Source organism: uncultured Senegalimassilia sp. (assembly GCF_934630535.1).
GTDB lineage: Bacteria > Actinomycetota > Coriobacteriia > Coriobacteriales > Eggerthellaceae > Senegalimassilia.
Map to the genome: position 1 here is coordinate 22,969 of NZ_CAKTVU010000012.1, position 25,675 is coordinate 48,643.

Sequence of the window (25,675 nt, forward strand, 5' to 3'; positions counted from 1 at the left end):
AAAGGAGGTAACAACCCATGGCAAATTACGCGATCATCACCGACCTGAACCGTTGCACCGGCTGCCTGGCCTGCACGGTCGCCTGCAAGGCGATCAACGGCGTCGACGTCGGCAACTTCTGGATCAAGACGCTGCGCATCGGTCCGCACCCCATCGAGGGCGGCTCGGGCGATTACCCGGACGTGGAGATGTACTTCCTTCCGGTCCAGTGCCAGCACTGCAAGAACCCCGAGTGCGTGCGCGTGTGCCCGACGGGCGCATCCCACATCCGCGAGGACGGCACCGTGCAGATCGACAAGTCCAAGTGCATCGGCTGCCGTTTCTGCGCCCTGGCCTGCCCGTACGGCGTGCGTTACCTCAACGAGGAGGAGCGCGTCGTCGAGAAGTGCACCATGTGCGAGCAGCGCATCAGCCAAGGCGAGCTGCCGCAGTGCGTGGCCCAGTGCGGCGCCCGCGCCCGCTTCTTCGGCGACCTTGACAAGGGCGTCGACAACTTCGAGGGCCCGGCGCATCCGGACAGCCCCGGCTGCCAGTACGACGAGATGACCAAGACCCGCGTCAAGCTCAAGGACTACGTCGAGGCGTACAAGGAAAGCGATATCCATCATCTCAAGGATGCAGGCAACAAGCCCAAGCTGATGTACCTGCTCCGCGAGGGCCGAAAGTGGAGGGAGTAGACTCATGAATCCGGAATGGCCTCTAATCCTCTTCACCTTCTTCCTGTGCCTGTCCGGCGGCATCTTGGGCGCACAGGGCCTGCTCACCGTGCTCGGCAAGGGCAAGAAGATGCAGAACGTGGCGCTCATCGCCGCGCTGGCGACGCTTGTGATCGGCGGCATCTGCGTGTTCATGCACCTGCAGCATTGGGAGCGCATCTTCAACGCGTTCGGCGCGCTGCTCGCCGGTAACGGCTACGGCGTGTCCGGCATCACCCTCGAGCTGTGGGGCTGCGTCGTGGAGTTCATCGCGATCGTGCTGTTCTTCCTGTTCGCCCGCCGCGCCGAGGACGGCGTCGCCCCGAAGTGGGCCGGTATCCTGGCCATCATCGTGGGCCTGGCGCTTCCCATGGTCACCGGCGACTCCTACCTGATGCCGTCGCTGCCCACGTGGGACACCCCGCTTCTGATCGTGTACTACCTGACGAACACGGTCTTCATGGGCGGCCTGGCCGCGCTCGTGATCGCCGGCCTCACCGGCGACGTCGAAGCCCGCGACTTCATGGTCAAGACCGCTCTGGTCGGCGCCGTGGCCCAGCTGGTCATTGTGCTGGTGTACGCGATCGTGATCAACGGCTCCGCCGGCACGTACTCCGCCGACATCGCGTTCTACTTCGACCCGACGCTGCCTGACGTGCCCATGGTCGACCGCGCAGCCGTTGTCGGCAGCCTGCTGGCCGGTTCCAACGCCCTGATGTTCTGGCTGGGCGCCATCATCGTCGGCATCGTCGCCCCGGCCGCCATCCTGTGGTTCGGCAAGGCGAACGAAGGCCAGCAGCTGGCCATCTACGCCGGCGGTGCAGGCGTGTGCTGCATCATCGGCGGCATCATCTGGCGCGTGCTCCTGTACTCGGCGGCGGTGCATATCTTCGCCCTGTTCTAGGAAACGAAGGCGCAAGGCCGGTTCTGGTCGGCCGGCCTTGCGGGCGAGTTGGCGGGAAAACGCCAGCTCGCAAGCTGAAAAGGCGTGTTGGAGGGGGCTTACCTGAACGCCCCGCTTTCGGCAACGGAAGCCCCCTCATATACGCGTTTTCGCAAAGCCCCGACCGGGGCTTTCACGCATAGGAAGAGGAAACGGAAAGACACGGAGAGGGGTCTTCATGAGCGAAGAGAAGAAGGAGGGCGCGCAGCCCGCCGTGGCGAAGGACGTCGGCGCGGCCGATGCTGTGCCCGCGCAGCCTGCTGCGAAGAGGGCGAAGGAGCCGATGAGCGTTTCGCGCCGCTCGCTGCTCATCGGCGTGGGCAGCACGGCTGCGCTGCTTGGTTTGGGCGCCCTGCGCTATGCCGGGCACGTGCCGCTGAACCGTCCGCCGGGAGGTCAGGACGAGGCGCACTTGGTCAGCGCCTGCATCCGCTGCGAGAAATGCTACGAGGCGTGCCCGCGTCACGTCATCAAGCCGGCCAAGATCGAGGACGGCCTTCTGGGGATGCGCAGCCCGCAGCTGGACTTCAGCGCCGATTACTGCGACTTCTGCGCCGAGGAGAACGGCGGGGTGCCGCTGTGCGTGGCATCGTGCCCCACCGAGGCACTGCAGCTTCCCGCCGGCGCCGATGCGAACAACACCATCATCGGCCTGGCCGAGATCGATCCCAAGACGTGCCTGGCGTTCCGCGACACGGGTTGCCATTTCTGCTTCGACGCCTGCCGCGATGCCGGGTACGACGCCATTCAGCTCGATGGCAACGGCTACAGCCCGCGCCCGTACGTGATCGAGGACAAGTGCGTCGGCTGCGGCGCCTGCGAGAGCGTGTGCGTGTCGCTGCAGCAAGGCTCCATCGTCGCGGGAGCCACCGAGCGCGCCATCGTCGTCCGTCCTGCGTCCTCGCTGTAAGGGGGTTGTCATGAAATTGAGCAAGATCCGCACCATCGTGGCGGCCGCCGTGTTCTGCATCCTGGCCGTGTGCTTGATCGCGGGCATCAACATGGGAACGCTGTCCGGTTTCGGCTTCGATTCGTTCAGCGCGCTGTGCCCGCTCGGCGCGATCACCACCATGCTGGCCACTAAGACCCTGGTCCCGCGCGCCGTGTTCAGCATCGTCATCATGGCGCTGCTGGTGTTCCTGTTCGGCCGCGCGTTCTGCGGCTGGATCTGCCCCGTGCCCGTGCTGGGCAAGCTGCGCGCGTTCTTCCGTTCGCCGAAGAAGCGCCGCGAGCTTGAGCAGGCGAAACACGACGAGGCGCTCGATATCGCCAAGTTCGAGCTGGGCTGCGGCGGGAAGGGCGGTTGCGAGGGCTGCAGCGCATGCAAGCAGCAGCGCACCAAGCTGGACTCGCGCCATTACGTGCTGGGCGGCGCGCTGCTGTCCACGGCCATCTTCGGCTTCCCGGTGTTTTGCCTGGTATGCCCCATCGGCCTGACCTTCGCCACCGTGCTGGTGTTCTGGCGCCTGTTCGCCAACGCGGACATGACCGTTGCCGTGGTCCTTATCCCGTTGATGCTGATCATCGAGCTGGTGTTCCTGCGCAAATGGTGCACGCGCTTCTGTCCCATGGCCGGCCTCATGAACCTGATGGGCCGCTTCAGCCGCACGTTCAAGTCCGTCATCGACGACGCGAAGTGCCTGGAGACGTCGAAGGGCACGGCATGCAGCCGCTGTGCGATGGTGTGCGAGGCCGACATCAACCTGCGCCATCCGGACTACGGCGAGCGCACGCTGGCGGACTGCACGCGCTGCAACGCCTGCGTGGACGCGTGCCCGGCCAGCGCCATCACCATGCCGGTGGTCGCGAAGCGCGGGCAGAATGTGAAGCTGACGCCGAACGAGAAGTAACCATTCCGAAAGGCAAGCGTCCCTTGTGCATCCTCTTCGCGCCAAGGGGCGCTCTGCCGATCGCCGCGCGTTGGGCGCTCCCTCCCTCCAACATGCGGCGCCATCCGCCCCGGGCCTCATCGGACCGGGGCGGTTTTCTTTGTGGGAAAACCTGCAGGATCGCTAGGACGTGGCAAAATACGTTCCGTACCACGGGTAAGCGTGCTCAAGCCGTGCATTCGCGCATCCCGCGCCGCACGCGCCAGTTTGCCGGGGGTTCCAGAACACAATCGATATGCAGGGGTTTTGCCCGCGTGGGCCTCTGGGTTTTGTGCATATTTTCTCTGGCGCCGCTTCCGGTCCTTTGCATTCGATTGTCCGGTCAACGTGTGCGAAAGGATGCGGAATGCAAGGAAGATCATTGGTTGCGCTGTTGGTCGTTCTATACGCCAGCGCGTTTTTGGCAGGGTTCAACGAGAACCTGGTGAACATGGCGCTCATGTCCATCATGGGCGAGTACGGCGTCGATTCAGTTGCGGCGCAATGGTTGGTCACGGGCTATATGATCGTGGCCACCATCGTGGTCATGTGCATGGCGTTTATGTACCGCCGCTTCAAGTTGCGCCCCCTGTACTTCGCCGCGGCGGCGTTCACGCTGGTCGGCTCGCTCATGGGGCTGTTCGCCACAAGCTTCGAGCTGCTCATGGCGGCGCGTCTGGTGCAGGCCGCGGGCTCGGGCATCTTCATCCCGCTCATGATGAACACGGTGCTGGTGGTCGCGCCGAAGCACAAGCTGGGCACGTTCCTGTCCATCGGCGGCTGCATGATCACGTTCGGCCCCGCTCTGGCCCCGACGGTGTGCGGCGCGCTAGTCACCTCGTTCGGCTGGCATAGCGTGTTCGCGGTGCCCCTTGCCGCCATGGCCGTGCTCGCCTTGGTGGCGCTGTTCGCGGTCGAGAACATGGGCTTCTCCCCTGCTCACCTGGACATTCCGTCGACGGTGCTCTCGGCGGTGTTCCTGTGCGCGCTGAGCCTGGGTCTTGTCGAGCTGACCATCGACGTCGCGCTTGCGGTCGGGTCGCTTGCGGTGGCGGTGGTCACGGCGGTGCTGTTCGTGTTGCGCCAACTGCGCTGTGAGCACCCGCTCATCGACCTGACGCCCATGAAGAGCCGCGCGTTCTGGCCGTCGGTGGTGCTGACCACCATCGCCATGATGGGCAGCTTCAGCATGAGCGTGCTGCTGCCGCTGTACCTGGAAGGCGGCACGGGCCTGACGGCGTTCGCGGCCGGTTTGCTGATGCTGGTCCCGGTGTTGGCGAACGCGGGCACCACGCTTTTGGGCGGCCGCATCATGGACGCGCGCGGCGAGTGGCCGCTGCTCCCGGCGGGTTTCGCCGCCATCGCCGTGGGCTTCGCCGTGATGGCGGCGCTGGCCCCCACGTTGTCGCTGCCGGTGGCGTTCGTCGCGGCGTTGCTGATCATGGGCGGCACCGGTTTCATCTTCTCGCCCTCGCAGACGGCGGGCCTGCGCACCCTGCCTCAGGAGATGAACCCGTTCGGAGTTGCCATCTCCACCACGTTTGTGCAGATCGCGGCCTGTATCGGCCCTTCGCTGTACACGGGCATCATGTCCACCGCCCAGGCGGGCGCCTTGGCGGCGGGCGTCGATGAGGCGCTTGCGACCGCGCAAGGCTTCTCGATCGCCATGGTGGTTGCCGCGTGCATCGCCGCGGCAGGTTGTGCACTCGCGCTGGTTTATTCGCGTGCCGCGGTGAAACGCGATGCGAAACGCGCACGAAGCATGTAAAATAGACGTAAGCGAATCTGCGGCGCGCCTTCACGGGCGCGCCGCTTTAGCGTTAACACACGAAGAGAAATGAGCGCAATCCATGGCTATCACCGGCAAGCAGGTCCGTCAGCTGCGCAGCATGGCGAACAACTTGAAGCCCACCGTCATCGTCGGCAAGGAAGGCGTCACCGCCAACATCCTCAAGCAGGTCAACGAGGGTCTTGAGGCCCACGAGCTCATCAAGGTCAGCGTGCTGTGCGAAACGGGCAGCCAGGCCGCCGAGGCCGGCCGCGAGATCGCCGACCAGGCCGAGGCCGAGCTAGTGCAGGTCATCGGCAAGCGCGTGGTGCTCTACCGCGAGACCACCCGCGACGACATCGAGAAGATCCAGCTGGTCAAGTAAGCAAGCTGGCAAGCTAGCGAGTAAGCAGGCAGGCGAGCTGGCAAACCGGCAAGCTGGCAAGCGGGCAAGTTGGCGAGCTGGCTAGTGAGCTAGCAGGCAAGCTTTCCAACATCGTTGCGCGGCTCTCGGCTGCGCAAAGCAAATCGGGCCCCGGCAAACGCCGGGGCCCGATTGCGTTCAGGGAGCGGCGAAGCCGCACAGGTCCGATCGGCTCGCCGTATTCGGCGTGCCGATCGGACCTGGTACGACGTCGCGGTGCGCGCCACCCTGCGGCGGCCGTAACTCGTTATGAGCGCCGCTACGGTGCTTTGGTCTTGCCCCGACGTTGCAAGCCCCTGCTCCGAGGTATGCGCACCCCCTCTCTAGCGTCGTACGCCCTCGGGTTCTGGGGTCAGGACCCCGCTTCGGCGCCGCACCGCCGGGTTCTGGGCGGTTTCCCGCCGCGCGCTTCTCTCGGACGCCGCGCCCCTCAACTTCTGGGTCGTTTCGCAGGAAAACGGGCCCGAATTTGACGTCTCTCCGGAGTTCTGGGCGGTTTCCTTGGCCCTTCACTGCGATTCTCGCCGGCGACTGCAGCATAAACCCAGGTCAGGAGCACCCGCATCGTCGGCGTCTCGTTCCGCAGCCTACGAAACCGCCCAGAACTTTGCTCGCGCTATTGGGGCGGCATGTTTCGGCCTAACGACTCGGGGGAAACCGAGCTCGGGCAGCTTCCCGCCCAGCTTCGCAGCCTACGAAACCGCCCAGAACTTCGCTTGCGCGCTAGCTGCGAGATCCTTTAGCGCGTCCTACCCGATATGCGCGCGTTGCCGAGATGCGCCGTCTACTTCAGGCACCTGCACAGCCATTGGTTGCCGGTGTTGGCGGCGTGGGGGCAGTCGATGCAGGTGGGCGCATCGCATAGCTGCGCGCTTTCGGGTGCGCCGCAGAAATCCCGCAGATCAAGCGCGGGATTGGCGATCTCGGGTTGCGTTCCGGCGGTGATGCCTTCCAGCGCGCCCGCCGCATCTGCCAGCTGCATCGCGCGCACCACCATGCTGGCGAACTGGCGCATGCCCAGATTCGTGGGGTGCGTGCCCTCGAGCGAGTCGTAATCGCGACCGAACGCGCGCACATCGGCGATGCGGCAGCCTTCGGCCGCGGCAGCCTCGCGGATGGCGGCGTTGTATTCGTCCAGGTGATGGCCGCGCAGGCGGTAGCAGAACTCGGGATGGTCGACGCCGTGCGTGCGACCGGGCAGTAGCGTGATGCAATACACCGCGGCCGCGGGCGCCGCCTCATGGATGTTGCGCAGCATGGTGCGATACGCTGCGCCGAAACGCTCCACGGCGTCGGCGGGCGCGGCGCCGGCTACCTGCTCGGGAACGCTTGCCGGGTCTATGCAGCGCGGCATGGCGTGGCTGCGGCCGGCGGCCTGCGCCTCGGCGCCGCCCCAGCCGTAGTCGTTGATGCCGATGAACACGAGCACCGCATCGGGCGCCTGGCCGTTGGGCCCCAGCAGGGCGGCAGCGCGTTCGGGGGTGCTGGCGGCGGGGAAGCCCGCGCCCTCGACCATGCTGCCTGACCAGGCGCTATCGGCAAGCACGGTGCCGCCGAGCGCGCGCACCGCGTGCGACCACCAAGTGTCCTCGGGACACAGCACGCCTGATCGCTCCAAGCGCTCATCGTTGTAGAACAGCGTGTAGCCATCGGGTACGCACCCCTCGAAAGTGCTGATGGAATCGCCCATGATGGAGAACGTTTTCGCGGGCATGCCCGACCGCCTTCCTTACATCATTCGTTTTTGCGCCTCGGCGCCGTGCGTCGGGCTGTTTTCGTCCAGTAGCACATGGTAGCAAAACCTCGCGCACGCTCTGTTAACAGTCTATGTAAGCTCGAATCTTAGGCTGGCTCCTCCAGCCTTTTGCCAACGCCGTATTCGCTATCAGAATAACCCCAGGTGAACCGCATAAAAACTTATGTGCAACCAGTGAATGCCGCCGTCTGTCCACTTGACGTTGTACGCAAAACGTTGTACAATAATACGAACCACGCACTCACACAAGTTGCGCCGGCGGAGCCCGGCGCAACGCTGGTAAACGCTGCGGGAAACAATGGCCGGCCAAGCGGCCGTCCGCCCGTTTCCCTGTGCAGCGAAGCGGGACGATCGGAGGTTGCAATGGGCGAGGCAATGGTCACCGGCCGCATGGCGCTCGGCAAGAAGCGCCGCGGCGGCCTTGTGCTGCAGCGGGAAGGCCTCACGGCCTCCCAGGCCATCAACCGCATGTACGACAAGCTCATCGAGAACGGCGACGCGTCGTTTCTCACGGGCATCGTGGCGGCGGAGGACGAAGCGGCCTGGGATAACGCCGTGGAGTTCGTCGATTCCCTCTCCGAACCCGTATCCGACGGCGCATCCGACGCCGCCGATGAAGCGCCATCGGCGCTGGCCGACCGCGCCTTCGAGCACGGCGACCTGCCGGCCGACGGCCCGGACCTTGCGGCCATCGCCCGCGCCGCGCGATTCTCCTCACGGGGGGTGATCTAGCATGCCTCAGGCCCGTGTCCTGCTTGGTACCGAAGTCGTCATGGACTTCATGAACGAGCGCCAACCGTTCTATCAGCAAACGCGCATGCTCATGGTGGCCGGCCGCGTGGGCGAGTTCGACCTGTGGGTAACCGCCCCGCAGGTGGTCGACCTCGTCTACCTGCTCTCCGAAGGCGGCAAGCCCGAGCTGCTGCCGCGCGCCATGGAGCGCATCCGCGGCCTGCGCACCTTCGTGCAGGTGGCGGACCTCACCGCGGCAAACGTCGACCGCATGCTGGCCTCGTCGGGGCAAAACCCCGAGGGTCAGCTCATGGTCAACGCCGCCATCGACCTGCGGGCGGATTTCCTGCTCACGCACGAACCTGACGGCCTGGAAAACGGCCTGGTCAAGGTCACGAACGTGCCGGGTATGTTCGAATGGCTGTGCGAGAATCGCGATCTGGACTACACGCAAATCGAGATTTAGCGAAGCCTTTTCGCTGTCACCTTCCTGTCACTTGACACTCTCAAGCGCCAGACTACAATCGAAATTAGCACTCAAGCTGTGAGACTGCTAACGCGCCCCGCACCTGCGGGGCGTTTCATTCGCTGGGGCATGCACGGCTCGGCGCTCCGCCTGCGGGCGGGCGTCGCAAACCGACATCGCCGCAGGTGAGCGAAGCGCCCCTCGCGCCGCGCGACAGGTCCCGCAGCGCCAAGCACGAACGGAAAGGAAGCGCCGCACCTATGCGCAAGTTCAAGACAGAGAGCAAGAAGTTGCTCGACCTGATGATCAACTCCATCTACACCAACCGCGAGATCTTCCTGCGCGAGCTCATCTCCAACGCGTCGGACGCCGTCGACAAGCTGTACTTCAAAAGCCTCACCGACTCCAGCATCCAGCTGACGAAGGACCAGCTGGGCATCGACGTCGCCTTCGACAAGGACGCCCGCACCATCACCGTGTCCGACAACGGCATCGGCATGACGCAGGAGGACCTGGACCGCAACCTGGGCACCATCGCCCATTCCGACTCCATGGCCTTCAAGCAGGAGAACGCCGAGCAGCAGGGTGACGACGTCGACATCATCGGCCAGTTCGGCGTGGGCTTCTACAGCGCGTTCATGGTGGCCAAGTCCGTGCGCGTGGTGTCGAAGGCCTACGGCAGCGACCAGGCCTGGGCCTGGGAATCCGACGGCGTCGAGGGCTACACCATCGAGGAGGCCCAGCGCGAGGGCAACGGCACCGACATCATCCTGACCTTGAAGGACAACACCGACGAGGAGAACTTCGACCAGTTCCTCAGCGAGTACGGCCTGAAGGACCTCATCAAGCGCTACAGCAATTACGTGCGCTACCCCGTGCGCATGGAGGTTTCGAAGTCCCGCCAGAAGCCCAAGCCCGAGGACGCCGGCGACGACTACAAGCCCGAGTACGAGCAGTACACCGAGGTCGAGACCATCAACTCCATGGTGCCGATCTGGAAGCGCAGCAAGTCCGACGTACAACAGGAAGAGTACAACGAGTTCTACAAGCAGACCTTCCACGACTTCACCGACCCGGCTGCCACGTTCTCCATCCACGCCGAGGGCGCGCTGTCCTACGACGCGCTGCTGTTCATCCCCGGCCGCGCGCCGTACGACCTGTACAGCAAGGACTACAAGAAGGGCCTGGAGCTGTACAGCTCCAACGTGCTGATCATGGAGAAGTGCGAGGACCTGCTGCCCGACCACTACAACTTCGTCCGCGGCGTCGTAGACAGCCAGGACCTCACGCTCAACATCTCGCGTGAGACGCTGCAGCAGAACAACCAGCTGCACGCCATCGCGCGCAAGGTGGAGAAGAAGGTCACCAGCGAGCTGAAGAAGATGCTGAAGAGCGACCGCGCCGCCTACGAGAAGTTCTTCGAGGACTTCGGCCGCGGCCTTGAGTACGGCATCTACACCAGCTACGGCATGCTGAAGGACGAGCTGGCCGACCTGCTGCTGTTCTACAGCGCCAAGGAGCAGAAGATGGTCACGCTGGCCGAGTACCTCGAGGCCATGCCCGCCGACCAGAAGTCCATCTACTACGCTGCCGGCGACAGCATCGACCGTCTGGCCAAGCTGCCCATCGTGAACACGGTGCTCGGCAAGGGCTATGACGTGCTGCTGTGCGCGAAGGACGTCGACGAGTTCTGCTTCCAGTCCATGATGACCTACGGCCCCGAGGCTGAGCAGGACGCCGAGGGCAAGGACATCGAGGGAACCGGCCCCAAGGAGCTCAAGAACGTGGCGTCGGGCGACTTGGACTTCGCCTCCGAGGAGGAGAAGAAGGAGGCCGAGGAAGCCGAGAAGGACAACGAGGCCCTGCTCGCCGCCATGAAGGAGCAGCTCGGCGACGCGGTCACGAAGGTGGCCGTGTCCACGCGCCTGACCGACGCGCCGTCGGCTGTCACCACCGAAGGCCCCGTGTCGCTTGAGATGGAGCGCCTCATGTCGCAGATGCCCGACGGCATGGGCGAGGTGAAGTCGCAGCGCGTGCTCGAGCTGAACGCGAAGCACCCGGTGTTCCAGGTGCTCAAGGACGCACAGTCCGCCGGCGACGCCGAGAAGGTGAAGCTCTACACGGAGATCCTGTACGACCAGGCGCTCATCGTCGAGGGCATGCCCATCGCCGATCCGGTCGCCTATGCGAACGCGGTCACAAAGCTGATGGCCTAAGCGCCCGCGTCGCCCGACGGTCCGCGGCCTGCGGGCTCTTCGTCCCGAGCAGCGCCCCGCCAGCAGTCGACGTCCGCCTGCCACCTGCCGAAACCCATTCCGAATGTGAAGCCTGCCGGCCCTCAACAGGGCCGGCAGGCTTTTTGTATTATGATGTTCACGCTATGCAGAAGAACATTCACGACATATTGCAGATGATCGAAACGCCGCTTATCAGCTTCACGGTGGTGGTGCTGAGCTGCGCGTGCTTTCTGCTGTCGCTGTGGGTCATCATGATCATGGTTAGGCTCGTGGTGGGATGAGCTTGCAACGGCACATCTCGCGCGTCGGGCGGCGGGGGTAGGCACCGCTATGTGGCAGCGCTTCACTTGGTATGACGTCAGGGTCATCGGCCATTATCTGGGCATGCTGGTGCTTTTCTCGTCCGTGGCGCTTATCGTGCCGTTGGTCACCGCCATCGTGTTCCGCGAATGGGTCCCCGCAAGCCATTACCTGCTTTCCATAGGATTGTCGCTCATAGTCGGCTCGGCGTTGCGCTTTTTGCGTATCGAGCCCGGTCGACTGAACCGCCAGCAGGCGCTGGTGGTCACGGGCTTGGCGTGGGTGGTCCTGGCGTTCATGGCCACCATCCCGCTGTATCTTTCGGGCCACTACAACACGTTTTTGGACGCCATGTTCGACGGCGTCTCAGGCATCACCACCACAGGGGCCAGCATCATCTCCGACCTCGACCATCTGTCCTATGCCGACAGCATGTGGCGCTTCATCATGATCTTGCTGGGCGGCTTGGGCCTGGTAGTGGTGGCGCTGTCGTTCGGCCTGTTCGGCAAGCGCTCGGGCGCCAGCCTGTACATGTCCGAGGGCCGCAGCGAGCACGTGGTCCCCAACATCGTGCAAACCGCCCAGTTCATCGCAAAGCTATCGCTGGGCTTCATCTGCGTGGCCACCGCCGTGCTGGCCGTCATGTGCGCGTTCGCCGGCATGGAGGCGCCGCGCGCGTTCCTCAACGGCCTGTGGCTGGCAATCTCCAGCTTCTGCACCGGCGGCTTCACGCCCATGAGCACGTCCATCCTGTACTACCACTCGTTCCCCATCGAAGTGGTGCTCATGGTGCTCATGATCATCGGGTCCGTGAACTTCGTGCTGCATTCCGAGCTGTGGAAGGGGCACCTGAACGTGTACTTCCGCGACATGGAGATCCGCACCATGTTCATCTGGATCGCCGTGATGACCCTGGTGTTCGCCGCATCGGTTTCGGCAAGCTCGGACTTCTCGAACCTGGCAACCATGATGCGCCGCGGCGTGTTCCTGATCGTGTCGGCGTTCTCTACCACGGGTTTCCAAAACGTCACCACCAACCAGCTGACCACATCGCTGACTTCCGGCGCGTTCTTGGTCATCGCCGCGCTCATGTGCGTGGGCGGTGGCGCCGGCTCCACGTCGGGCGGCATCAAGTTCAACCGCATGGGCCTGATCATCAAGTCGCTCGTGGCCACGGTGAAGGAGACGCTGGCGCCCGACTCGGCGCGCGTGGTGGTCTCGTACTACCATTTGGGAAGGCGCATCCTGTCGCCCGAGGTGGTCAAGCAGGCCATGACCGTGTTCGTGCTGTACGTGGTCACTTACGCCGTGGGCGCGCTCGTGGGCATCGCGCACGGCTACGACGCCACGCAGTCCATCTTCGAATCGGTGGCCATGGCCTCCAACGGCGGTATCTCGTCGGGCGTGTGCTCCCAGGGCATGCCCGCGTCGCTCGAGCTGTTCTACATGCTGGAGATGTGGGCCGGCCGTCTGGAGTTCCTCACGTTGATCGCGCTCATCGTCGAGGTCGTGGTGACGCTCGATCCCCGCAGGGTGGTAAGGAACAGGCTGGTGAGGCGCTCATGATGCGAAAGGGAATGGCCGCTGCTGCGCTGGCGTTCGCGTTGGCGCTTCCTGCGTTCGCGTGTCCGCAGGCCGCGTTCGCCGACGAGCCCGCCGAAGGTGACAACGCCGTCAACGTCGCGCAGCTGCCCGACAGCTCGTTCATCTACGACACGTCCATCACGGACCTGAGCACGGCGGACACCTATTACGACAAGCAAACGGTGCAGGTCACCGGCGAAGTGGTGGGCGACCGCATCAACGCAGGCGACGGCCGCCACTGCTGGCTGCAGCTGGCATCGCCCTCCGATTCGTCCACGGCGTCGGTCTACCTTACCAACGAATCCGCCGACAAGGTGGACACGTATGGCGCCTACGACCGCAAGGGCACCACGCTGCAGGTGCGCGGCACGTTCAACTTGGCGTGCTCTGACCACGACGGCGCATCCGACCTGCACGCGCAGGTGGTGACGGTCACGGAGAAGGGCAAGGCCACCCCCGACGAGTTCGACATCAACGCGTTCATCCCGGGTATGGTGACCGTCATGATCGGCCTGGCCATGATGGTGGTGTTCTATCTGCTGCGCGAACGCCAGCGATAAGGCTACAAGGAGGAGAGCTTGCAGAGAGCGCAGGTTGTGAAACTGGACCGCGGGTATCCGCTCGTGCGATGCGAGGATGGGCGCCTTGTGCGCTGCGAACACGCAACGGCCCTGGTCAAAGGGGAGAAAGTGCGCGCCGTCATCGGCGATTACGTCGAGGTGAACGCGCCGGAGGGCCACGACAAGGGCATCATCGAGTCCATCTGCCCGCGCGAGCGCGCCTTCGTGCGCAAAGACCCCACCGAGCGTGCCGTCCCTCAGGTGCTGGCGGCGAACTTCGACCGCGTCATCCTGGCCCAGCCGCTGGCTGAGGTGAACCTGCGCCGCCTGGAGCGCGAGCTGGTGCTGGCCTACGAGACCGGTGCCGCCGTCACGGTGGTGCTCACGAAGGCCGACCTGGCAGAAAGCGAGGCGCAGGTGGAGCAGGTGGCCGACCGCGTCCGCGCGCTGGCGGGCCCGGACGTGCGCACGCTGGTGGTGTCGGACGGCAACGCCGAGAGCGTGGAGGCAGTGCGCGCCCTCATGGCCCCCGGCACCACCACGGTGCTGGTGGGGAAATCGGGCGTGGGGAAGTCCAGCCTGGTCAACATGCTTGTTGGCGAAGAGGTGCAGGAAACGGGCACGGTCCGCGAGGGCGACGGCAAGGGCCGTCACACCACGGTCAGCCGCGAGATGGTGGCCATCCCCGGCGGCGGGTACGTGGTGGATATGCCCGGCGTGCGCGGCCTGGGGCTGTGGGACGCCGATACGGGCATCGGCGCGGCGTTCGCCGACATCGAGCAAGCGGCGCAGCAGTGCCGCTTCCGCGACTGCAAGCACGAAAACGAACCGGGGTGCGCCGTGCGCGCCGCCGTCGAGTCCGGCGAGATAGCCCCCGAGCGTTTCGCCAGCTACCAGGCCCTGAAGCAGGAGACGGCCACGTTGCGCGATCGTCGCGAGGAGGCCCGCCGCATGCGCGGCGAGAAGGCCAGCGACAAGAAGCGCGGCGGCCAAAGAGGTCGCGCGGGCCGCGGCAAGCGCCGCCGCTAGCGCCTGCGGGCAAGCGTGGGGCGGGCATCTCCGCCGTGCGCGATTGACGGCGGGCGAGGGGCGCTCGTCCTTGCGCCGCAACCGCAACGCCGTCCTCTCCCAGCTTGCGGGCCTATTTCGCTCCCCTGCGCCCTTGCGCCGCGCATAGCGTCTCCATCCGGTTGCCGGGCCGTTTCGCGTTCGCTTGCCAAAAACGCTACAATATAAGGGTTAACCGAAAGCAACGCGCACGTCGGCGTGCGGGTTCCGCGCCCGGTCCATGGCCGCGGCCCGGCAACCCGCATTCGGCGTAAACGGACCCGAAACAAAGGACGTGCATGAATCCGGTCATCGTAATCCCGACGTTCGTGTCGCCGCGCCGCCGAAAGGATTCCGGCAGCGTGATCGCCACGTACGACCACACCACCCCGCTGAGCAATCCCGGCGAGCTGCCGCGTCTGCTCACGTCTTTGCAGAAGGTTCGCGGCATCGGGCAGATCATCGTGCTGGTCGCCGCCGAGCCCGCCATCTCCGATCAAGCCGCCGAGAAGGTGCAAGACATCGTCTCGCGCTTCCCCAGCCTCAACATCGCCATCATCGGCGCCGACGAGTGCAGCCTGGTGCAGCAGCGCATGGAGCAGCTGGGCCTGGGCAAGCTGTCGAAGGAGATCGGCCTTGCCGGCTACGGTGCCATCCGCAACTTGGGATTGGTGCTCGCCAACGTCATGGGCTTCGACTCCATCGTGTTCCTCGACGACGACGAGGTCATCGACGACGCCGACTTCCTGCAGAAGGGCGTCTACGGCCTGGGCAAGCTCACGCGCAAGGGCGTGCCCATCCTGGCGAAGACCGGCTACTACCTGAACTCCGAGGGCTCGTACCTGTCGAAGAGTCAGGACAGGTGGTACAACCATTTCTGGCAGCAGGGCAAAGCGTTCAACAAGTGGATCACGAAGGCCATGCGCGGCCCGCGCCTGTCGCGCAGCAACCATGTGTGCGGCGGCTGCCTGGCCATTCACAAGGAGGCGTTTAAGCGCCTGTCGTTCGACCCGTGGGTCGCTCGCGGCGAGGACCTGGACTACATGCTGAACCTGCGCATGTACGGCAGCGACATCTGGTTCGACAACCAGTGGAGCCTGCGCCACCTGCCGCCGGCGTCCACCAGCGAGGGCACGCGCTTTCGCCAGGATATCTACCGCTGGCTCTACGAGTATCGCAAGATGGAGTACAGCCGCACGCAGATCGACTTGATGCAGGTCAAGCCGCAGTCCCTTGAGCCTTATCCGGGCCCGTTCCTGGAGCCGGGCATCACGAAGCGCATCCGTATCACGGCCATCCTGCGCAGCCTTGCCCGCAAGGACAAGAAGGCGTACCGCCAGGCCGCCAAGGCCGCGCGCACCGAGGCCGTCATGTACGCGCAGCGCAACTGCTCGAAGTACTTCGAGTTCCAGTTCGTGTGGCCCGAGCTCATGGCGCGCATGGACAGCGACCAGATCCTGCACACGGCCATCGTGCAGTCTGTGGCACGTCGCCAGGCGGCGGCGAACATGGCGGCGGCGTTCCCCGTGGCGGGAGCCGGCGCGGGCGTCGATCCGGGCGTGACCAGCGAGATCCGCCTGAACATAGCCGAATAGGGAAGGTGACGCGGCGCAATGGACGTGTTCGCGGCCTTCATCGCGCCCGCTTTTGCGGGCGTGTTCGTCGGCGTGATGTCGGGGCTTCTCGGCGTGGGCGGCGGCACCATCATGGTGCCCATCTTCCGCCTGGCGTTCGGTATGAGCCCGCTGGCCAGCACGGCTACCAGCCTGTTCGCCATCATCCCCACGTCCATCTCGGGCGTGGTCGCGCATACCCGTGCGAAAACCTGCGTACCCAAACTCGGCCTGGCGCTCGGCGTGGGCGGCGCTATCATGTCGCCGGTGGGCGTGTGGCTGGCAAGCGTCTCGCCCGGCTGGCTGGTCATCTGCGTGGCGGCGCTAGTCATCGGGTTCAGCGCGTTCAAGATGTTCAAGAAGGCCGTGAAGTGCGCGCCCGCGCCCCGCGCGGGGCAGGCGGGCGGCAGCGCGAAGGCAGCGGGTTCGAGCAACGTCGCATCCGCGGGTTCGAGCGCCGAATCCGCGAACCCGGGCGCCGCGCCGGCAGCATGCGCGAGCAACGCTGCGCCCGCAAGCTCGAGCGCCGCGGCATCGCAGGCAGCATGCACGGGTGCCGCCTCCGCCCGTTCAGCAACCCCCAAACCCGTTCCCGACCAGCCCGTTCTCTCTCGCAAGCAGTACCTGCAGGGCGCGTGCATCGGCTTGGTGGCCGGCCTGGCCTCGGGTTACGTGGGTGTGGGCGGCGGCTTCATCATGGTGCCGCTTATGCTGGCCGTTCTGGACATCCCCATGAGCCTGGCCTCGGGAACGTCGCTTATCGCCATCATGATCTTGGCCATCCCCGGCGTCATCGAGCAGGGCCTGCTCGGCAACATCGACTATCTGGCGGGCATCGCCATCGTGGTGGGCAGCATCCCCGGCGCCCTGGTGGGCGCGCGGCTGGTGCGCGTGGTGCCCGAGCGACAGCTGCGGTTCATCTTCGGCGGCTTTCTGCTGGTGGCGGCCGTCATGCTCATGCTCAACGAATTCGGTATACTTGGCTGACGCCGCACGCGGGCCTTTTCGGCCGGCCCGTCGTGCCCGATAAGGAAGGAGTCGGCGTATGAACGTCGATATGGAGGACAATCGCGCAAGGCTTCCGCGTTATTTCACGCTCGAGATGCTCATGTCGGTGATGGTGGCGCTGTCGGGTCTTGTGCTCATCTGGAACCTGGTGTCGCCCGTCGTCAGCGTGTTGGCGCTGTTCATCGCGGGTATGGTGTTCACGTTGTCCATCACCGTGCTCATCCGCCTGCTCATGGATCCCGACTCCGTGCGCGCTCGCCAATCCAGCAACGTGCTGCAGTTGGCAAGCCAAACGCTCGAGGCCATGGGCGAGGAGGGCTTGGACAGCAAATCCGCCCAGCGCATCTGCAGCCTGCTTCTACCCTCCACCGCGGCCATCGCTATCGCCATCACCGACGATCGCTTCATTTTGGGTTACGCCGGCTACGAGGAATCGCACAACCTCTCGGGCAGCATCATCCGCACGCATGCCACGTATTCCACGCTGTCCGACGGCAAGACGCGCGTGCTGTTCACCCCCGAGGAGATCGGCTTCCCCAAGGGCACCCACGGCATCAACGCCGCCATCATCGTGCCGCTGACCGTGGGCAAGGACGTGAAGGGCACGCTGAAGTTCTACTATCGCCGTGCCAACCACATCAGCGAAACCCAAAAATCCATCGCCACCGGCTTCGGCCAGCTGCTGTCCACGCAGATGGCGGCATCGGCGCTCGAGGAGCAGACGGCCCTGGCCACCAAGATGGAGCTCAAGATGCTCCAAAGCCAGATCAACCCGCATTTCCTGTTCAACACCATCAACACCATCGCGTCGTTCACGCGCACCGATCCCGCGCGCGCCCGCACGCTGCTGCGCGAGTTCGCGAAGTTCTACCGCAGCACGCTCGAGGATTCCGGCGACCTGATCGAGTTCCGCCGCGAGCTCGAGCAGACCCAGCGTTATTTCATGTTCGAGCTGGCGCGCTTCGGCGAGGACCGCTTGGAGCTGGTCTGCGACGTGGAGCCCGAGGTCGAGGACATGATGGTGCCGCCGTTCTTGATCCAGCCCCTGGTGGAGAACGCGGTACGCCACGCCATGCCCTCCGAGGGCAAGCTGACCATTCGCGTGGAGGGCGTGCGCCAGGGCGACGACGTTATCGTCTCCGTCATCGACGACGGCAACGGCATGACGCAGGAGGCGTGCAACAACATCCTTCATCCCGGTTCAACGACGGGTTGCGGCATTGCCGTGGGCAATGTGCACGATCGTATCTGCGGCTATTTCGGCCCGGGCACGCATTTGGAAGCGGAGAGCGAGCTGGGTCAAGGCACCACGATCCGCTTGGTGCTGATCGAAGGCGGTTTGAGACAGTATTAGGAAATGAAAACGGCCCCGCGGATGCGGGGCCGTTGATTACGAATGGTGCCCGAGGCGAGAGTCGAACTCGCACGTCTTTCGACAACGGTTTTTGAGACCGCCGCGTCTGCCATTCCGCCACTCGGGCATTGAGCTTTACCATTGTACCGGATGATTCGGGTCCGCACAACAGGAAATGGAGATGACTTCATGGTTGAGAACGCAGCATTGACGGAAATGCCGTCGGACGAGCTGCTTGAGCAGTGCATCGACCGCTACCTTGAGGAGCACTGGGAGGATATCGTCGCCGACATCGACAAGCTCGTGCGCATCCCCAGCTTCGAGGATCTCGGCGCGGCGGCCGAGGGCGCGCCGTACGGGCCCGGCCCGCGCAAGGCGCTCGACGCCGCACTCGCTATGGCGCGCGACATGGGTTTCGAGGTCCACGACGACGCCGGCCATGTCGGCTACGCCGATCTTGCCGGCGCCTCCGAGGAACAGCTTGGCATCATCGGCCACATCGATGTGGTGCCGGCGGGCCCAGGCTGGCATTTCGAGCCGTACCAGGTCACGCGCAAGGACGGCTACCTGCTGGGTCGCGGCGTCATCGACGACAAGGGCCCGAGCGTGGTGGCGCTGCACGCCATGAGCCTGTGGCGCCGCATGCAGCTCGACGGCCAGGCGCCGCAGCTTCCCTACACGCTGCGCTTCATCTTCGGCGTGAACGAGGAAACGCGCATGGATGACGTCCATTACTACCGCGCCCATCACGCCGACCCGGCGTTCCTGTTCACGCCCGACGCCGAGTTTCCCGTGTGCTACGGCGAGAAGGGCATCTACCACAGCCTTATGACCAGCTCCGATGTGCTCGTCGAGCAGCGCACGGTGCTTTCGTTCGAAGGCGGCACGGCGGTGAACGCGGTGCCGGGACATGCGCAGGCGGTCGTGCGCGCGGGGGCATGCGAGCTTCCGGCGACGCAGGGTATCGAGGTGGAGTTGCTCGACGAGCGCGATGCCGCGGCGGCTTTGGAAGCTGCCGGCGCACATGCCGACGCGGCCGGGTGCCGCCTGGCGCGCATCGCGGCCACGGGCCGCAGCGCGCACGCGAGCCTGCCGCAAGGCGGCGTGAGCGCCATCGGGCTGCTGATCGGCTACTTGTTGGAGAACGATCTGGTCGGCGAAGGGGAGCGCGCCTTCTTCCAGACGGTGGCGCTCATCGCGGCGGCTACGGACGGCAGCACGGTCGACCTTGCCTGCTCCGACGCCGACTTCGGCGAGCTCACCATCGTGGCGGGCCGCGCCGCCATGCAGGGCGGCTGCTTCACGCAGACCATCGACGTACGCTACCCCACCACCATCACGGGCGACGAGGTGCACGCGAAGCTGGAGGCGCTGGCAAAGGCGGCGGGCGGCGCGTGCGAGAAGACGCGCGACGACGCGCCGTTTTTGCTCGACCCGCAAGGCCCGGCCATCCAGGCGCTGCTGGCATCGTACAACCAGGCAACGGGCGAGGATGCCAAGCCCTTCACTATGGGCGGCGGCACGTATGCGCGCGAGTTCTCCCGCGCGGCAAGCTTCGGTCCCGAGAAACCGTGGGAGCAGGCGCCCGAGTGGGTGGGCGGCATGCACGGTCCCGACGAGGGCGTGAGCGAGCAGTTGCTGAAGGAGGCCTTCCGCATCTACGCGCTCACCATCGGCAAGCTCATGCAGCTCGACTTGTAAGGCAAGCGCGGTCTTGTCAAGCATGCGTGTGAAAACAGCCGTTTACCGCTGAAATCGACCGCTCATACCCCTAACTCGACCGTTCGCAGCGCAAATTCTTGGGAAAAACGGTCTGCTTTGCGTAAGGGAACGCCCCAGCGCGTTGCCGTATGCTACACTGCAGGAAGCAATGATTCTCAGATTCGCCATCTGATAAAAGGAAAGCAAGGAGGCCCTACTTATGTTGAAAGCGATGATCGTCGACGACGAGGCCCCTGCGCGCTCCGAACTGAAGTTCCTGCTCGACGAACTGGGTCAAACGGAGGTCGTCGCCGAGGCGGCAAGCGTGCGCGAGGCCATCGAGAAGCTGAAGGAATATCCCTGCGATGTCATGTTCCTTGACGTGAACATGCCCGAGGCAACCGGCTTGCAGCTTGCCGAGGCCCTGCAGCACCTGAAGTTCCCGCCCGCGGTGGTGTTCGTCACCGCCTATAGCGAGTTCGCGATCGACGCGTTCAAGGTCAACGCCATCGATTACCTGGTGAAGCCGGTTGAAACCGACCGCCTGTCCCAGGCCATCGCCCGCGTCCGCGAGCACGTGCAGCTGCATGCGCAGGCCCAGAAGTCCGAGCGTATCCCGGTTGAGAAGGCCGGCAAGAAGATTCTCATCAGCATCGACAAGATCCGCTTCGTCATGGCGCGCGATGACTACGCGTATCTGCAAACCGACACGGACCGCTACTTCAGCACCGTCAGCCTGGCGCAGCTGGAGAAGCGTCTGGACGGCCACGGGTTCTTCCGCGTGCACCGCGGCTACCTGGTGAACCTGTCCATGGTCGAGGAGATCGAGCCCGTCGCCGGCGGCACCCTGCTGCTCACGCTCAACGGCGTGGACGAGAAGATCCCCGTCAGCCGCCGCCGCGTCTCCGCGCTGAAGAAGGCCCTGGGCCTGTAAGGTGTGGAGCAGCCGAGCTGAGCTATCAAGGTTAATCGGATCGGCAAGGCGCTAGGCAAGCGCGTAAAACGATTGCCGCTAATGGAAGCATGGCGATTTAAGGGTCGATGCCGCACGGCATCGACCCTTTTGCTGCTCGGCGAGCCCGAGCTTCCCGGCGGCAGGCGTCGGTTCATTGCCTCAAGAAGCACCGATCTTCTCGCCGATATGCTTGCGGCGTTGAGCCGGATCGCGGGCGGGATAGCGGCTCGCCGCCATAATGAGAAGGGAATCGGTAAGTTGCTGCCAAAAATCGCGCGAGTGCGTTCTTTTGTGATCGATTAGGGTCGCGGTAGTGCGGAAAAGGGCATCTAAGGTGTGGCCGTAAGCCGTTTTCGGCGAAAATGGCTTTGCTTGGGACTGTTTTGGCTTGCAGATACACGCACTCGTGCACTTTTTGGCAGCAATTCATTGATACCGTGCCAAAAGCCGGGTGCTTTCGATCGTGCGCCGAAAGTGGCTGCATAGGCGGCATTGAAGCGGCGGCCATAATCGTATGCCGAAGGTGGTCGCCATGGGCCGCTTTGAGGCATCGGAGGTCATAATCGCATGTCGAAGGTTGATGCCCCAGATCGCTGCTATCTTAAAGCGGTATCAACAGCTACCTTCGACGCGCTCGTTGCCGCTGCTAAAAGAAAGGGCATGTCAGGTGCAAAAAGAGATAAGGACACCAGCGGGCGGAGTTGCGGTCTTCGCTGCTTTCGTCGCCGTGTTGATTGGATCGTTTGCGGTCATGAATGCACTGCCGGCGGTTGGGCTGCCGGCTGCGTTGCTGCAGGAAGCGGTGTTGGCGTTGGTGGCGGTTGTGACAGTGCGGCTAGCTACCCCTGACGCGCTTAAGCGTTGTACGTATATTGTGCAACAACAGGACCTGATTCATTTTGTGGTCGGCTCGCTGGTCTTAGTCGGCTTTGTCGGTGGTGCGATTTCCTTTGCGACCTGGAATATTAATCACGCTGGCGCAATCAACGGCCTGGCGTTTTCTCAGCTGCCTTCGGCTAGCGAGATTGCGCAAAACCTGTTGCTCCTGTTAGGAATCTGCCTGCTCGCTGGCCTGTACGAGGAATCGTTCATGCACGTGCTGGGCATAGAGGCGTTCGAGCGCGCATTCGGGCAAGGCAGAGCCGCTTCCGGACGCGCTATCGGCGAACGCGATGTCTGCCCTGCTGCCTCCAAGCACGTTGCCGGTGGACGCTCTGCCCATCCTGTCGCCTCCGGATACGCAGCTGGCGGACGCGTTGGCGTCTCTGGCGAAATCGGGCACGGTGCCGTTAAATCGCCTATCTCTTTCGATCCCGCCGCAAAGCGTGCCATCCTGGTTTCCGCTTTGTTGTTCGCGCTGTTGCATGTGGGCGTGCCCGATGCATCGGCCGATCAAATGGTGCTTATGCAATCAGTCTTGAAGTTCGCGCAGGCGCTGCTGTTCAGCGTGATCTTGGGCGTGTTGTACACGCAAACGCGTCGGCTATGGCTCTGTGCGTTCATCCATGCCGGCTTCGATGTGCTGTATCTGGCCCCAAACGTGCTCCTAACAGGCACGATGCCCGCAACATACGCATCGGGAGCGGTAGGCGACACCGTGCTGCTTGCGGTAACGGTGCTTATGCTCGTGGGCATTGTTATAAAAATAAGCAAAGAAATTGCGCGATAGTGCTTGCATGTGTCCGTTTAAACGTGTAATATACATCTTCGCATTGAGAAATCAAGCGCCAATTCGCGGGCGTGGCGGAATTGGCAGACGCGTACGGTTCAGGTCCGTATGGGGGCAACCCCATGGAGGTTCAAGTCCTCTCGCCCGCACCATTCGAAATCGAAAGACCCGCTTCGGCGGGTCTTTTTGCGTCTAGGAAGGTGCGCTGCTTTCTGCCCATGGTATGGCTGAAGACAAGGAGCTCCAGCCAGCGCTTTGGTCCTGATGCTTCGAGTTCGTCCGCATCTTGACCGGATATTTCAAACCCTATCTTGCGCAATGGAAGGACTGTCGTTCATTGGGCCCTGCATCTTGATTCGAATGTCCCGATGCTCGTCTGCGCCTTAGTTGAAAGCCTTGAGTTTCGTTTTTTATAATGGTGTGATCATTTCATATCCCGCCTTGCGTTTTGTCTCCGAACGCTCTGCAATCCAGCTCGGAAAGTTCGTTCCTCTGTACTGCAAGAAGGACGCAAGATGATTTTGAAATTCACTCTTGCATATGACAGACAAATGACGTAATATACCTTCTTGCCTTATTAAGGTGCCAATTCGCGGGCGTGGCGGAATTGGCAGACGCGTACGGTTCAGGTCCGTATGGGGGCAACCCCATGGAGGTTCAAGTCCTCTCGCCCGCACCATTCGAAATCGAAAGACCCGCTTCGGCGGGTCTTTTTCGTATGCAGGGACAATTGCGGCGCTTTGCCATTCGTTCCGCAAACCTACCCGTTTCGCTGTGAAACGCTGTGCTTCATTCTTGTTGATGCAGCGTTGCTTTCTTCGGGCCTGGCCGGCTTGCTACTATAGTGCGGAAACCTTAAACCGTGGCGAAGATTCCCGAAGGAAGTATGCTTATGGAAATGCTCGAGTTCGTGTTGCTGTTGTTGGCGGCGGTGCTTGTCTCCGCCGTGCTCGACCAGGTCACCCCGCGCGTGTCGCTGCCGCTTGTGCAGATCGCGCTGGGCGCCGTCATCATCTTGCTGGTGGGCACGCCCGTCGACGTGGCGATCGATCCTGAGCTGTTCTTGGTGCTGTTTATCGCTCCCTTGCTGTTCGACGAATCGCGGCATGCAAGTAAACGCGGGCTGTGGGACAACAAGGGGGCCATCGTGTCCCTTGCCGTCGGCCTGGTGCTCGCCACGGTTCTGGTGGTCGGCTTCGTGCTGAATTGGTTGGAGCCTTCTATCCCGCTTGCGGCGGCATTCGCCCTGGGCGCGGCGTTGGGGCCCACCGACGCGGTGGCTGTTTCGGCGCTTGGTAAGGACATCCATCTGTCCAGCCGCCAGAAATCCCTGCTCTCCGGCGAGGCGCTCATCAATGACGCATCGGGCGTCGTGTCATTCCAGTTCGCAATAGCCGCGGCAATCACGGGTTCGTTCTCGCTGGCAAACGCGGCGCAAAGCTTCGCTATCAGCTTTTTCGGGGGTATTGCGGTCGGCCTGGTGGTGGGCCTGCTGGCGGTGCTGGCGCTCGGTGCCATCCGTAGCTACGGCTACGAGAGCATCACGGTGCACGTGGTGTTCGAGGTGTTCACGCCCTTCATCACGTTCCTGACGGCCGAGCATTTCGGCACGAGCGGCATCCTGGCCGTGGTGGCCGCCGGCCTGTTGATCGCGCTGATGCCGCACAAGCCCACGCCCGCCGCCGCGCGTCTGAAGATCGCATCGAACAGCGTGTGGGAAGCGCTTGTGTTCGTCATCAACGGTGTGGTGTTCGTCATGCTGGGCATGCAGCTGCCAAGGGCCGTTATGCCGTCGTGGCATAGCAGCGAGACCAGCTCGCTTCTGCTGTGCGCCCTGGTGCTGCTCGTCACGGTGCTGGTGGTGGGCGTCCGTTTCCTGTGGGTACTCGTCATGGAGCGCGTGCACCGCAGCTCCAAGCCGCGCACCGGCGGGCAGCTGGTGCGCGATGCCCTGGTCACCACGCTTTCGGGCCCGAAGGGCGCCATCACGCTGTCCATCATCATGACCATCCCGTTTACCCTCTCGACGGGCGAGGCGTTCCCTCAGCGCGACAACCTGATCTTCCTGGCATCGGGCGTCATCCTGTGCACGCTGCTTTTGGCGAACTTCGTGGTGCCGCTGCTTGCTCCGAAGGAGCAGGCTGACGAGCAGGACGAACAAGCGGTGAATGCGGCGAACATCGAGATTCTCAAACGCGTCATCCGCCAAATGCGCGAGCAGAAGACGCCGACCAACGAGGCCTCCACGCAGATCGTCATCCGGCAATACAGCGAGCGCATCAAGCGGTTGCGCCGCAAGAACACCTCCGCCCCGTGTTTGCTCGAGCTTCGCGCTACGGCCATCGAGCAACAGAAGGACCAGGTCGACAAATATATCCGCGAAGGGCGCATCTCCCGTGCCGAGGGCGAACGCGAGATCGAACGCTTGGAGAGCTCTCGCCGCACGCTCCTGCGTGCGCATACGCGTCGCCAGGCGTTGGGCGAGGTGTGGAGCCGCTTGAAAGTGGGCGCCGTGCACACCGCGCGTCGCGTCGACCGCGCGGTTCGCCATGTGGTGGACGACGAGGCGCAGATCGAACGGCATCGCCAGCTGCGTATCGAGCTGGAGGAATGCGCGCTTGCCTACTACAACCTTCGCATGAGCGATGAGAACCTCGAGATCGCTGACGGCGCAGGCGTGCTTGCGGCCGAGTGCCGCTCCACGCTGGCGTTCCTGCGCGCGGTAAACGAGCCGGAGAAGCTGGCGAGCGCCAACGTTGCGGGCAGCGTGGTCGGCGTGGACGCCGGCGGCATGCGCGGCGCGCTCGAGGGCATGGACACGCAGAAGATCCAGGTGATCAAGGCCCGTGTGTCCGACGTTGAGGCCGAGGCCCTGCGCATCGAGCTCGAGGAAATCCAGGCGATGCGCGATGAGGGCTCCATCAGCCGCGAGACTGCGCGCAACCTGCGCGAAGAAGTATACTTGCTTCAAATGGCCATCGGAGAATAGGAATCG

Annotated in this window: 21 protein-coding genes and 3 tRNA genes; 22 read left to right on the forward strand and 2 right to left on the reverse strand. The window is 63.9% G+C overall.

Annotated features, from left to right (window positions below):
- The first annotated feature begins 17 nt into the window (after nt 1–17).
- From Q0D52_RS07155 to yhbY, 6 genes are all read left to right on the forward strand, one after another.
- The gene (locus Q0D52_RS07155; RefSeq protein WP_294381341.1) at nt 18–677 is read left to right on the forward strand and encodes a 4Fe-4S dicluster domain-containing protein; all 660 of its coding nucleotides are present in this window, start codon (nt 18–20) and stop codon (nt 675–677) included.
- A gap of 4 nt (nt 678–681) precedes the next feature.
- The gene (locus Q0D52_RS07160) at nt 682–1,599 is read left to right on the forward strand and encodes a DmsC/YnfH family molybdoenzyme membrane anchor subunit (protein WP_294381344.1); all 918 of its coding nucleotides are present in this window, start codon (nt 682–684) and stop codon (nt 1,597–1,599) included.
- Nucleotides 1,600–1,816: 217 nt separating this feature from the next.
- Nucleotides 1,817–2,548: a 4Fe-4S dicluster domain-containing protein gene (locus Q0D52_RS07165; RefSeq protein ID WP_294381346.1), complete on the forward strand. Its 732-nt coding sequence runs from the start codon at nt 1,817–1,819 to the stop codon at nt 2,546–2,548.
- A 10-nt stretch (nt 2,549–2,558) separates the two neighbouring features.
- A complete protein-coding gene (locus tag Q0D52_RS07170; protein WP_294381349.1) occupies nt 2,559–3,488 on the forward strand; it encodes a 4Fe-4S binding protein in 930 nt (309 codons plus the stop codon).
- 385 nt (nt 3,489–3,873) lie between these two features.
- The gene (locus Q0D52_RS07175; RefSeq protein ID WP_294381352.1) at nt 3,874–5,274 is read left to right on the forward strand and encodes an MFS transporter; all 1,401 of its coding nucleotides are present in this window, start codon (nt 3,874–3,876) and stop codon (nt 5,272–5,274) included.
- 82 nt (nt 5,275–5,356) lie between these two features.
- Nucleotides 5,357–5,659 carry a ribosome assembly RNA-binding protein YhbY gene (gene yhbY / locus Q0D52_RS07180; RefSeq protein WP_042432390.1) on the forward strand — a complete coding sequence of 101 codons (303 nt, stop codon included), beginning with the start codon at nt 5,357–5,359 and terminating at the stop codon, nt 5,657–5,659.
- Between the two features lie 823 nt (nt 5,660–6,482).
- Here yhbY and Q0D52_RS07185 read toward each other — a convergent pair.
- Nucleotides 6,483–7,412, reverse strand: a complete 930-nt coding sequence (locus tag Q0D52_RS07185; RefSeq protein WP_294381355.1) for an SGNH/GDSL hydrolase family protein — start codon at nt 7,410–7,412, stop codon at nt 6,483–6,485.
- Between the two features lie 405 nt (nt 7,413–7,817).
- Here Q0D52_RS07185 and Q0D52_RS07190 point away from each other — a divergent pair, with 405 nt between their 5' ends.
- The 10 genes from Q0D52_RS07190 (at nt 7,818) to Q0D52_RS07235 (ending at nt 18,355) form a co-directional block, all read left to right on the forward strand.
- Nucleotides 7,818–8,186: a hypothetical protein gene (locus tag Q0D52_RS07190; RefSeq protein ID WP_294381357.1), complete on the forward strand. Its 369-nt coding sequence runs from the start codon at nt 7,818–7,820 to the stop codon at nt 8,184–8,186.
- Between the two features lies 1 nt (nt 8,187).
- A complete protein-coding gene (locus Q0D52_RS07195; RefSeq protein ID WP_147269310.1) occupies nt 8,188–8,652 on the forward strand; it encodes a PIN domain-containing protein in 465 nt (154 codons plus the stop codon).
- 260 nt (nt 8,653–8,912) lie between these two features.
- Nucleotides 8,913–10,868, forward strand: a complete 1,956-nt coding sequence (gene htpG / locus Q0D52_RS07200) for a molecular chaperone HtpG (protein WP_294381364.1) — start codon at nt 8,913–8,915, stop codon at nt 10,866–10,868.
- A 164-nt stretch (nt 10,869–11,032) separates the two neighbouring features.
- The gene (locus Q0D52_RS07205) at nt 11,033–11,170 is read left to right on the forward strand and encodes a hypothetical protein (RefSeq protein WP_294381367.1); all 138 of its coding nucleotides are present in this window, start codon (nt 11,033–11,035) and stop codon (nt 11,168–11,170) included.
- A gap of 49 nt (nt 11,171–11,219) precedes the next feature.
- The gene (locus Q0D52_RS07210; protein WP_294381372.1) at nt 11,220–12,755 is read left to right on the forward strand and encodes a potassium transporter TrkG; all 1,536 of its coding nucleotides are present in this window, start codon (nt 11,220–11,222) and stop codon (nt 12,753–12,755) included.
- A complete protein-coding gene (locus Q0D52_RS07215; protein WP_294381375.1) occupies nt 12,752–13,333 on the forward strand; it encodes a hypothetical protein in 582 nt (193 codons plus the stop codon). The genes Q0D52_RS07210 and Q0D52_RS07215 overlap by 4 nt, the downstream gene beginning before the upstream one ends.
- Before the next feature lie 18 nt (nt 13,334–13,351).
- On the forward strand, nt 13,352–14,362 hold the full coding sequence (gene rsgA, locus Q0D52_RS07220; RefSeq protein ID WP_294381378.1) for a ribosome small subunit-dependent GTPase A: 1,011 nt from the start codon (nt 13,352–13,354) through the stop codon (nt 14,360–14,362).
- Between the two features lie 317 nt (nt 14,363–14,679).
- Nucleotides 14,680–15,975 carry a hypothetical protein gene (locus tag Q0D52_RS07225; RefSeq protein WP_294381382.1) on the forward strand — a complete coding sequence of 432 codons (1,296 nt, stop codon included), beginning with the start codon at nt 14,680–14,682 and terminating at the stop codon, nt 15,973–15,975.
- Nucleotides 15,976–15,993: 18 nt separating this feature from the next.
- Entirely contained in the window at nt 15,994–16,980 is a 987-nt protein-coding gene (locus tag Q0D52_RS07230; protein WP_294381385.1) for a sulfite exporter TauE/SafE family protein, read from the forward strand.
- Nucleotides 16,981–17,038: 58 nt separating this feature from the next.
- The gene (locus tag Q0D52_RS07235; protein WP_294381388.1) at nt 17,039–18,355 is read left to right on the forward strand and encodes a histidine kinase; all 1,317 of its coding nucleotides are present in this window, start codon (nt 17,039–17,041) and stop codon (nt 18,353–18,355) included.
- Nucleotides 18,356–18,398: 43 nt separating this feature from the next.
- Here Q0D52_RS07235 and Q0D52_RS07240 read toward each other — a convergent pair.
- Nucleotides 18,399–18,482, reverse strand: a tRNA-Leu gene (locus tag Q0D52_RS07240).
- 62 nt (nt 18,483–18,544) lie between these two features.
- On the opposite strand from Q0D52_RS07240, the gene Q0D52_RS07245 reads away from it, so the two are divergent.
- From Q0D52_RS07245 to Q0D52_RS07270, 6 genes are all read left to right on the forward strand, one after another.
- On the forward strand, nt 18,545–20,056 hold the full coding sequence (locus Q0D52_RS07245) for a Sapep family Mn(2+)-dependent dipeptidase (protein ID WP_294381392.1): 1,512 nt from the start codon (nt 18,545–18,547) through the stop codon (nt 20,054–20,056).
- Nucleotides 20,057–20,276: 220 nt separating this feature from the next.
- Nucleotides 20,277–20,990, forward strand: a complete 714-nt coding sequence (locus tag Q0D52_RS07250) for a LytTR family DNA-binding domain-containing protein (RefSeq protein WP_294161592.1) — start codon at nt 20,277–20,279, stop codon at nt 20,988–20,990.
- Nucleotides 20,991–21,543: 553 nt separating this feature from the next.
- Nucleotides 21,544–22,680 carry a CPBP family intramembrane glutamic endopeptidase gene (locus Q0D52_RS07255; RefSeq protein WP_294381393.1) on the forward strand — a complete coding sequence of 379 codons (1,137 nt, stop codon included), beginning with the start codon at nt 21,544–21,546 and terminating at the stop codon, nt 22,678–22,680.
- A gap of 65 nt (nt 22,681–22,745) precedes the next feature.
- Nucleotides 22,746–22,832 (forward strand) — tRNA-Leu (locus Q0D52_RS07260).
- A 440-nt stretch (nt 22,833–23,272) separates the two neighbouring features.
- Nucleotides 23,273–23,359 (forward strand) — tRNA-Leu (locus Q0D52_RS07265).
- Nucleotides 23,360–23,572: 213 nt separating this feature from the next.
- A complete protein-coding gene (locus Q0D52_RS07270) occupies nt 23,573–25,669 on the forward strand; it encodes a Na+/H+ antiporter (protein WP_294381395.1) in 2,097 nt (698 codons plus the stop codon).
- Nucleotides 25,670–25,675: the final 6 nt, after the last annotated feature.

Bases quoted from the DNA above. Each gene is read 5' to 3' on its own strand.
- Q0D52_RS07155 (WP_294381341.1), top strand. From the start codon at position 18: ATGGCAAATTACGCGATCATCACCGACCTGAACCGTTGCACCGGCTGC.
- Q0D52_RS07255 (WP_294381393.1), top strand. From the start codon at position 21,544: ATGGGCCGCTTTGAGGCATCGGAGGTCATAATCGCATGTCGAAGGTTG.
- Q0D52_RS07215 (WP_294381375.1), top strand. From the start codon at position 12,752: ATGATGCGAAAGGGAATGGCCGCTGCTGCGCTGGCGTTCGCGTTGGCG.
- Q0D52_RS07230 (WP_294381385.1), top strand. From the start codon at position 15,994: ATGGACGTGTTCGCGGCCTTCATCGCGCCCGCTTTTGCGGGCGTGTTC.
- Q0D52_RS07235 (WP_294381388.1), top strand. From the start codon at position 17,039: ATGAACGTCGATATGGAGGACAATCGCGCAAGGCTTCCGCGTTATTTC.
- Q0D52_RS07190 (WP_294381357.1), top strand. From the start codon at position 7,818: ATGGGCGAGGCAATGGTCACCGGCCGCATGGCGCTCGGCAAGAAGCGC.
- Q0D52_RS07165 (WP_294381346.1), top strand. From the start codon at position 1,817: ATGAGCGAAGAGAAGAAGGAGGGCGCGCAGCCCGCCGTGGCGAAGGAC.
- Q0D52_RS07160 (WP_294381344.1), top strand. From the start codon at position 682: ATGAATCCGGAATGGCCTCTAATCCTCTTCACCTTCTTCCTGTGCCTG.
- Q0D52_RS07210 (WP_294381372.1), top strand. From the start codon at position 11,220: ATGTGGCAGCGCTTCACTTGGTATGACGTCAGGGTCATCGGCCATTAT.
- Q0D52_RS07195 (WP_147269310.1), top strand. From the start codon at position 8,188: ATGCCTCAGGCCCGTGTCCTGCTTGGTACCGAAGTCGTCATGGACTTC.
- yhbY (WP_042432390.1), top strand. From the start codon at position 5,357: ATGGCTATCACCGGCAAGCAGGTCCGTCAGCTGCGCAGCATGGCGAAC.
- Q0D52_RS07175 (WP_294381352.1), top strand. From the start codon at position 3,874: ATGCAAGGAAGATCATTGGTTGCGCTGTTGGTCGTTCTATACGCCAGC.
- Q0D52_RS07270 (WP_294381395.1), top strand. From the start codon at position 23,573: ATGGAAATGCTCGAGTTCGTGTTGCTGTTGTTGGCGGCGGTGCTTGTC.
- Q0D52_RS07245 (WP_294381392.1), top strand. From the start codon at position 18,545: ATGGTTGAGAACGCAGCATTGACGGAAATGCCGTCGGACGAGCTGCTT.
- Q0D52_RS07185 (WP_294381355.1), bottom strand. From the start codon at position 7,412: ATGCCCGCGAAAACGTTCTCCATCATGGGCGATTCCATCAGCACTTTC.
- Q0D52_RS07225 (WP_294381382.1), top strand. From the start codon at position 14,680: ATGAATCCGGTCATCGTAATCCCGACGTTCGTGTCGCCGCGCCGCCGA.
- Q0D52_RS07170 (WP_294381349.1), top strand. From the start codon at position 2,559: ATGAAATTGAGCAAGATCCGCACCATCGTGGCGGCCGCCGTGTTCTGC.
- Q0D52_RS07205 (WP_294381367.1), top strand. From the start codon at position 11,033: ATGCAGAAGAACATTCACGACATATTGCAGATGATCGAAACGCCGCTT.
- Q0D52_RS07250 (WP_294161592.1), top strand. From the start codon at position 20,277: ATGTTGAAAGCGATGATCGTCGACGACGAGGCCCCTGCGCGCTCCGAA.
- htpG (WP_294381364.1), top strand. From the start codon at position 8,913: ATGCGCAAGTTCAAGACAGAGAGCAAGAAGTTGCTCGACCTGATGATC.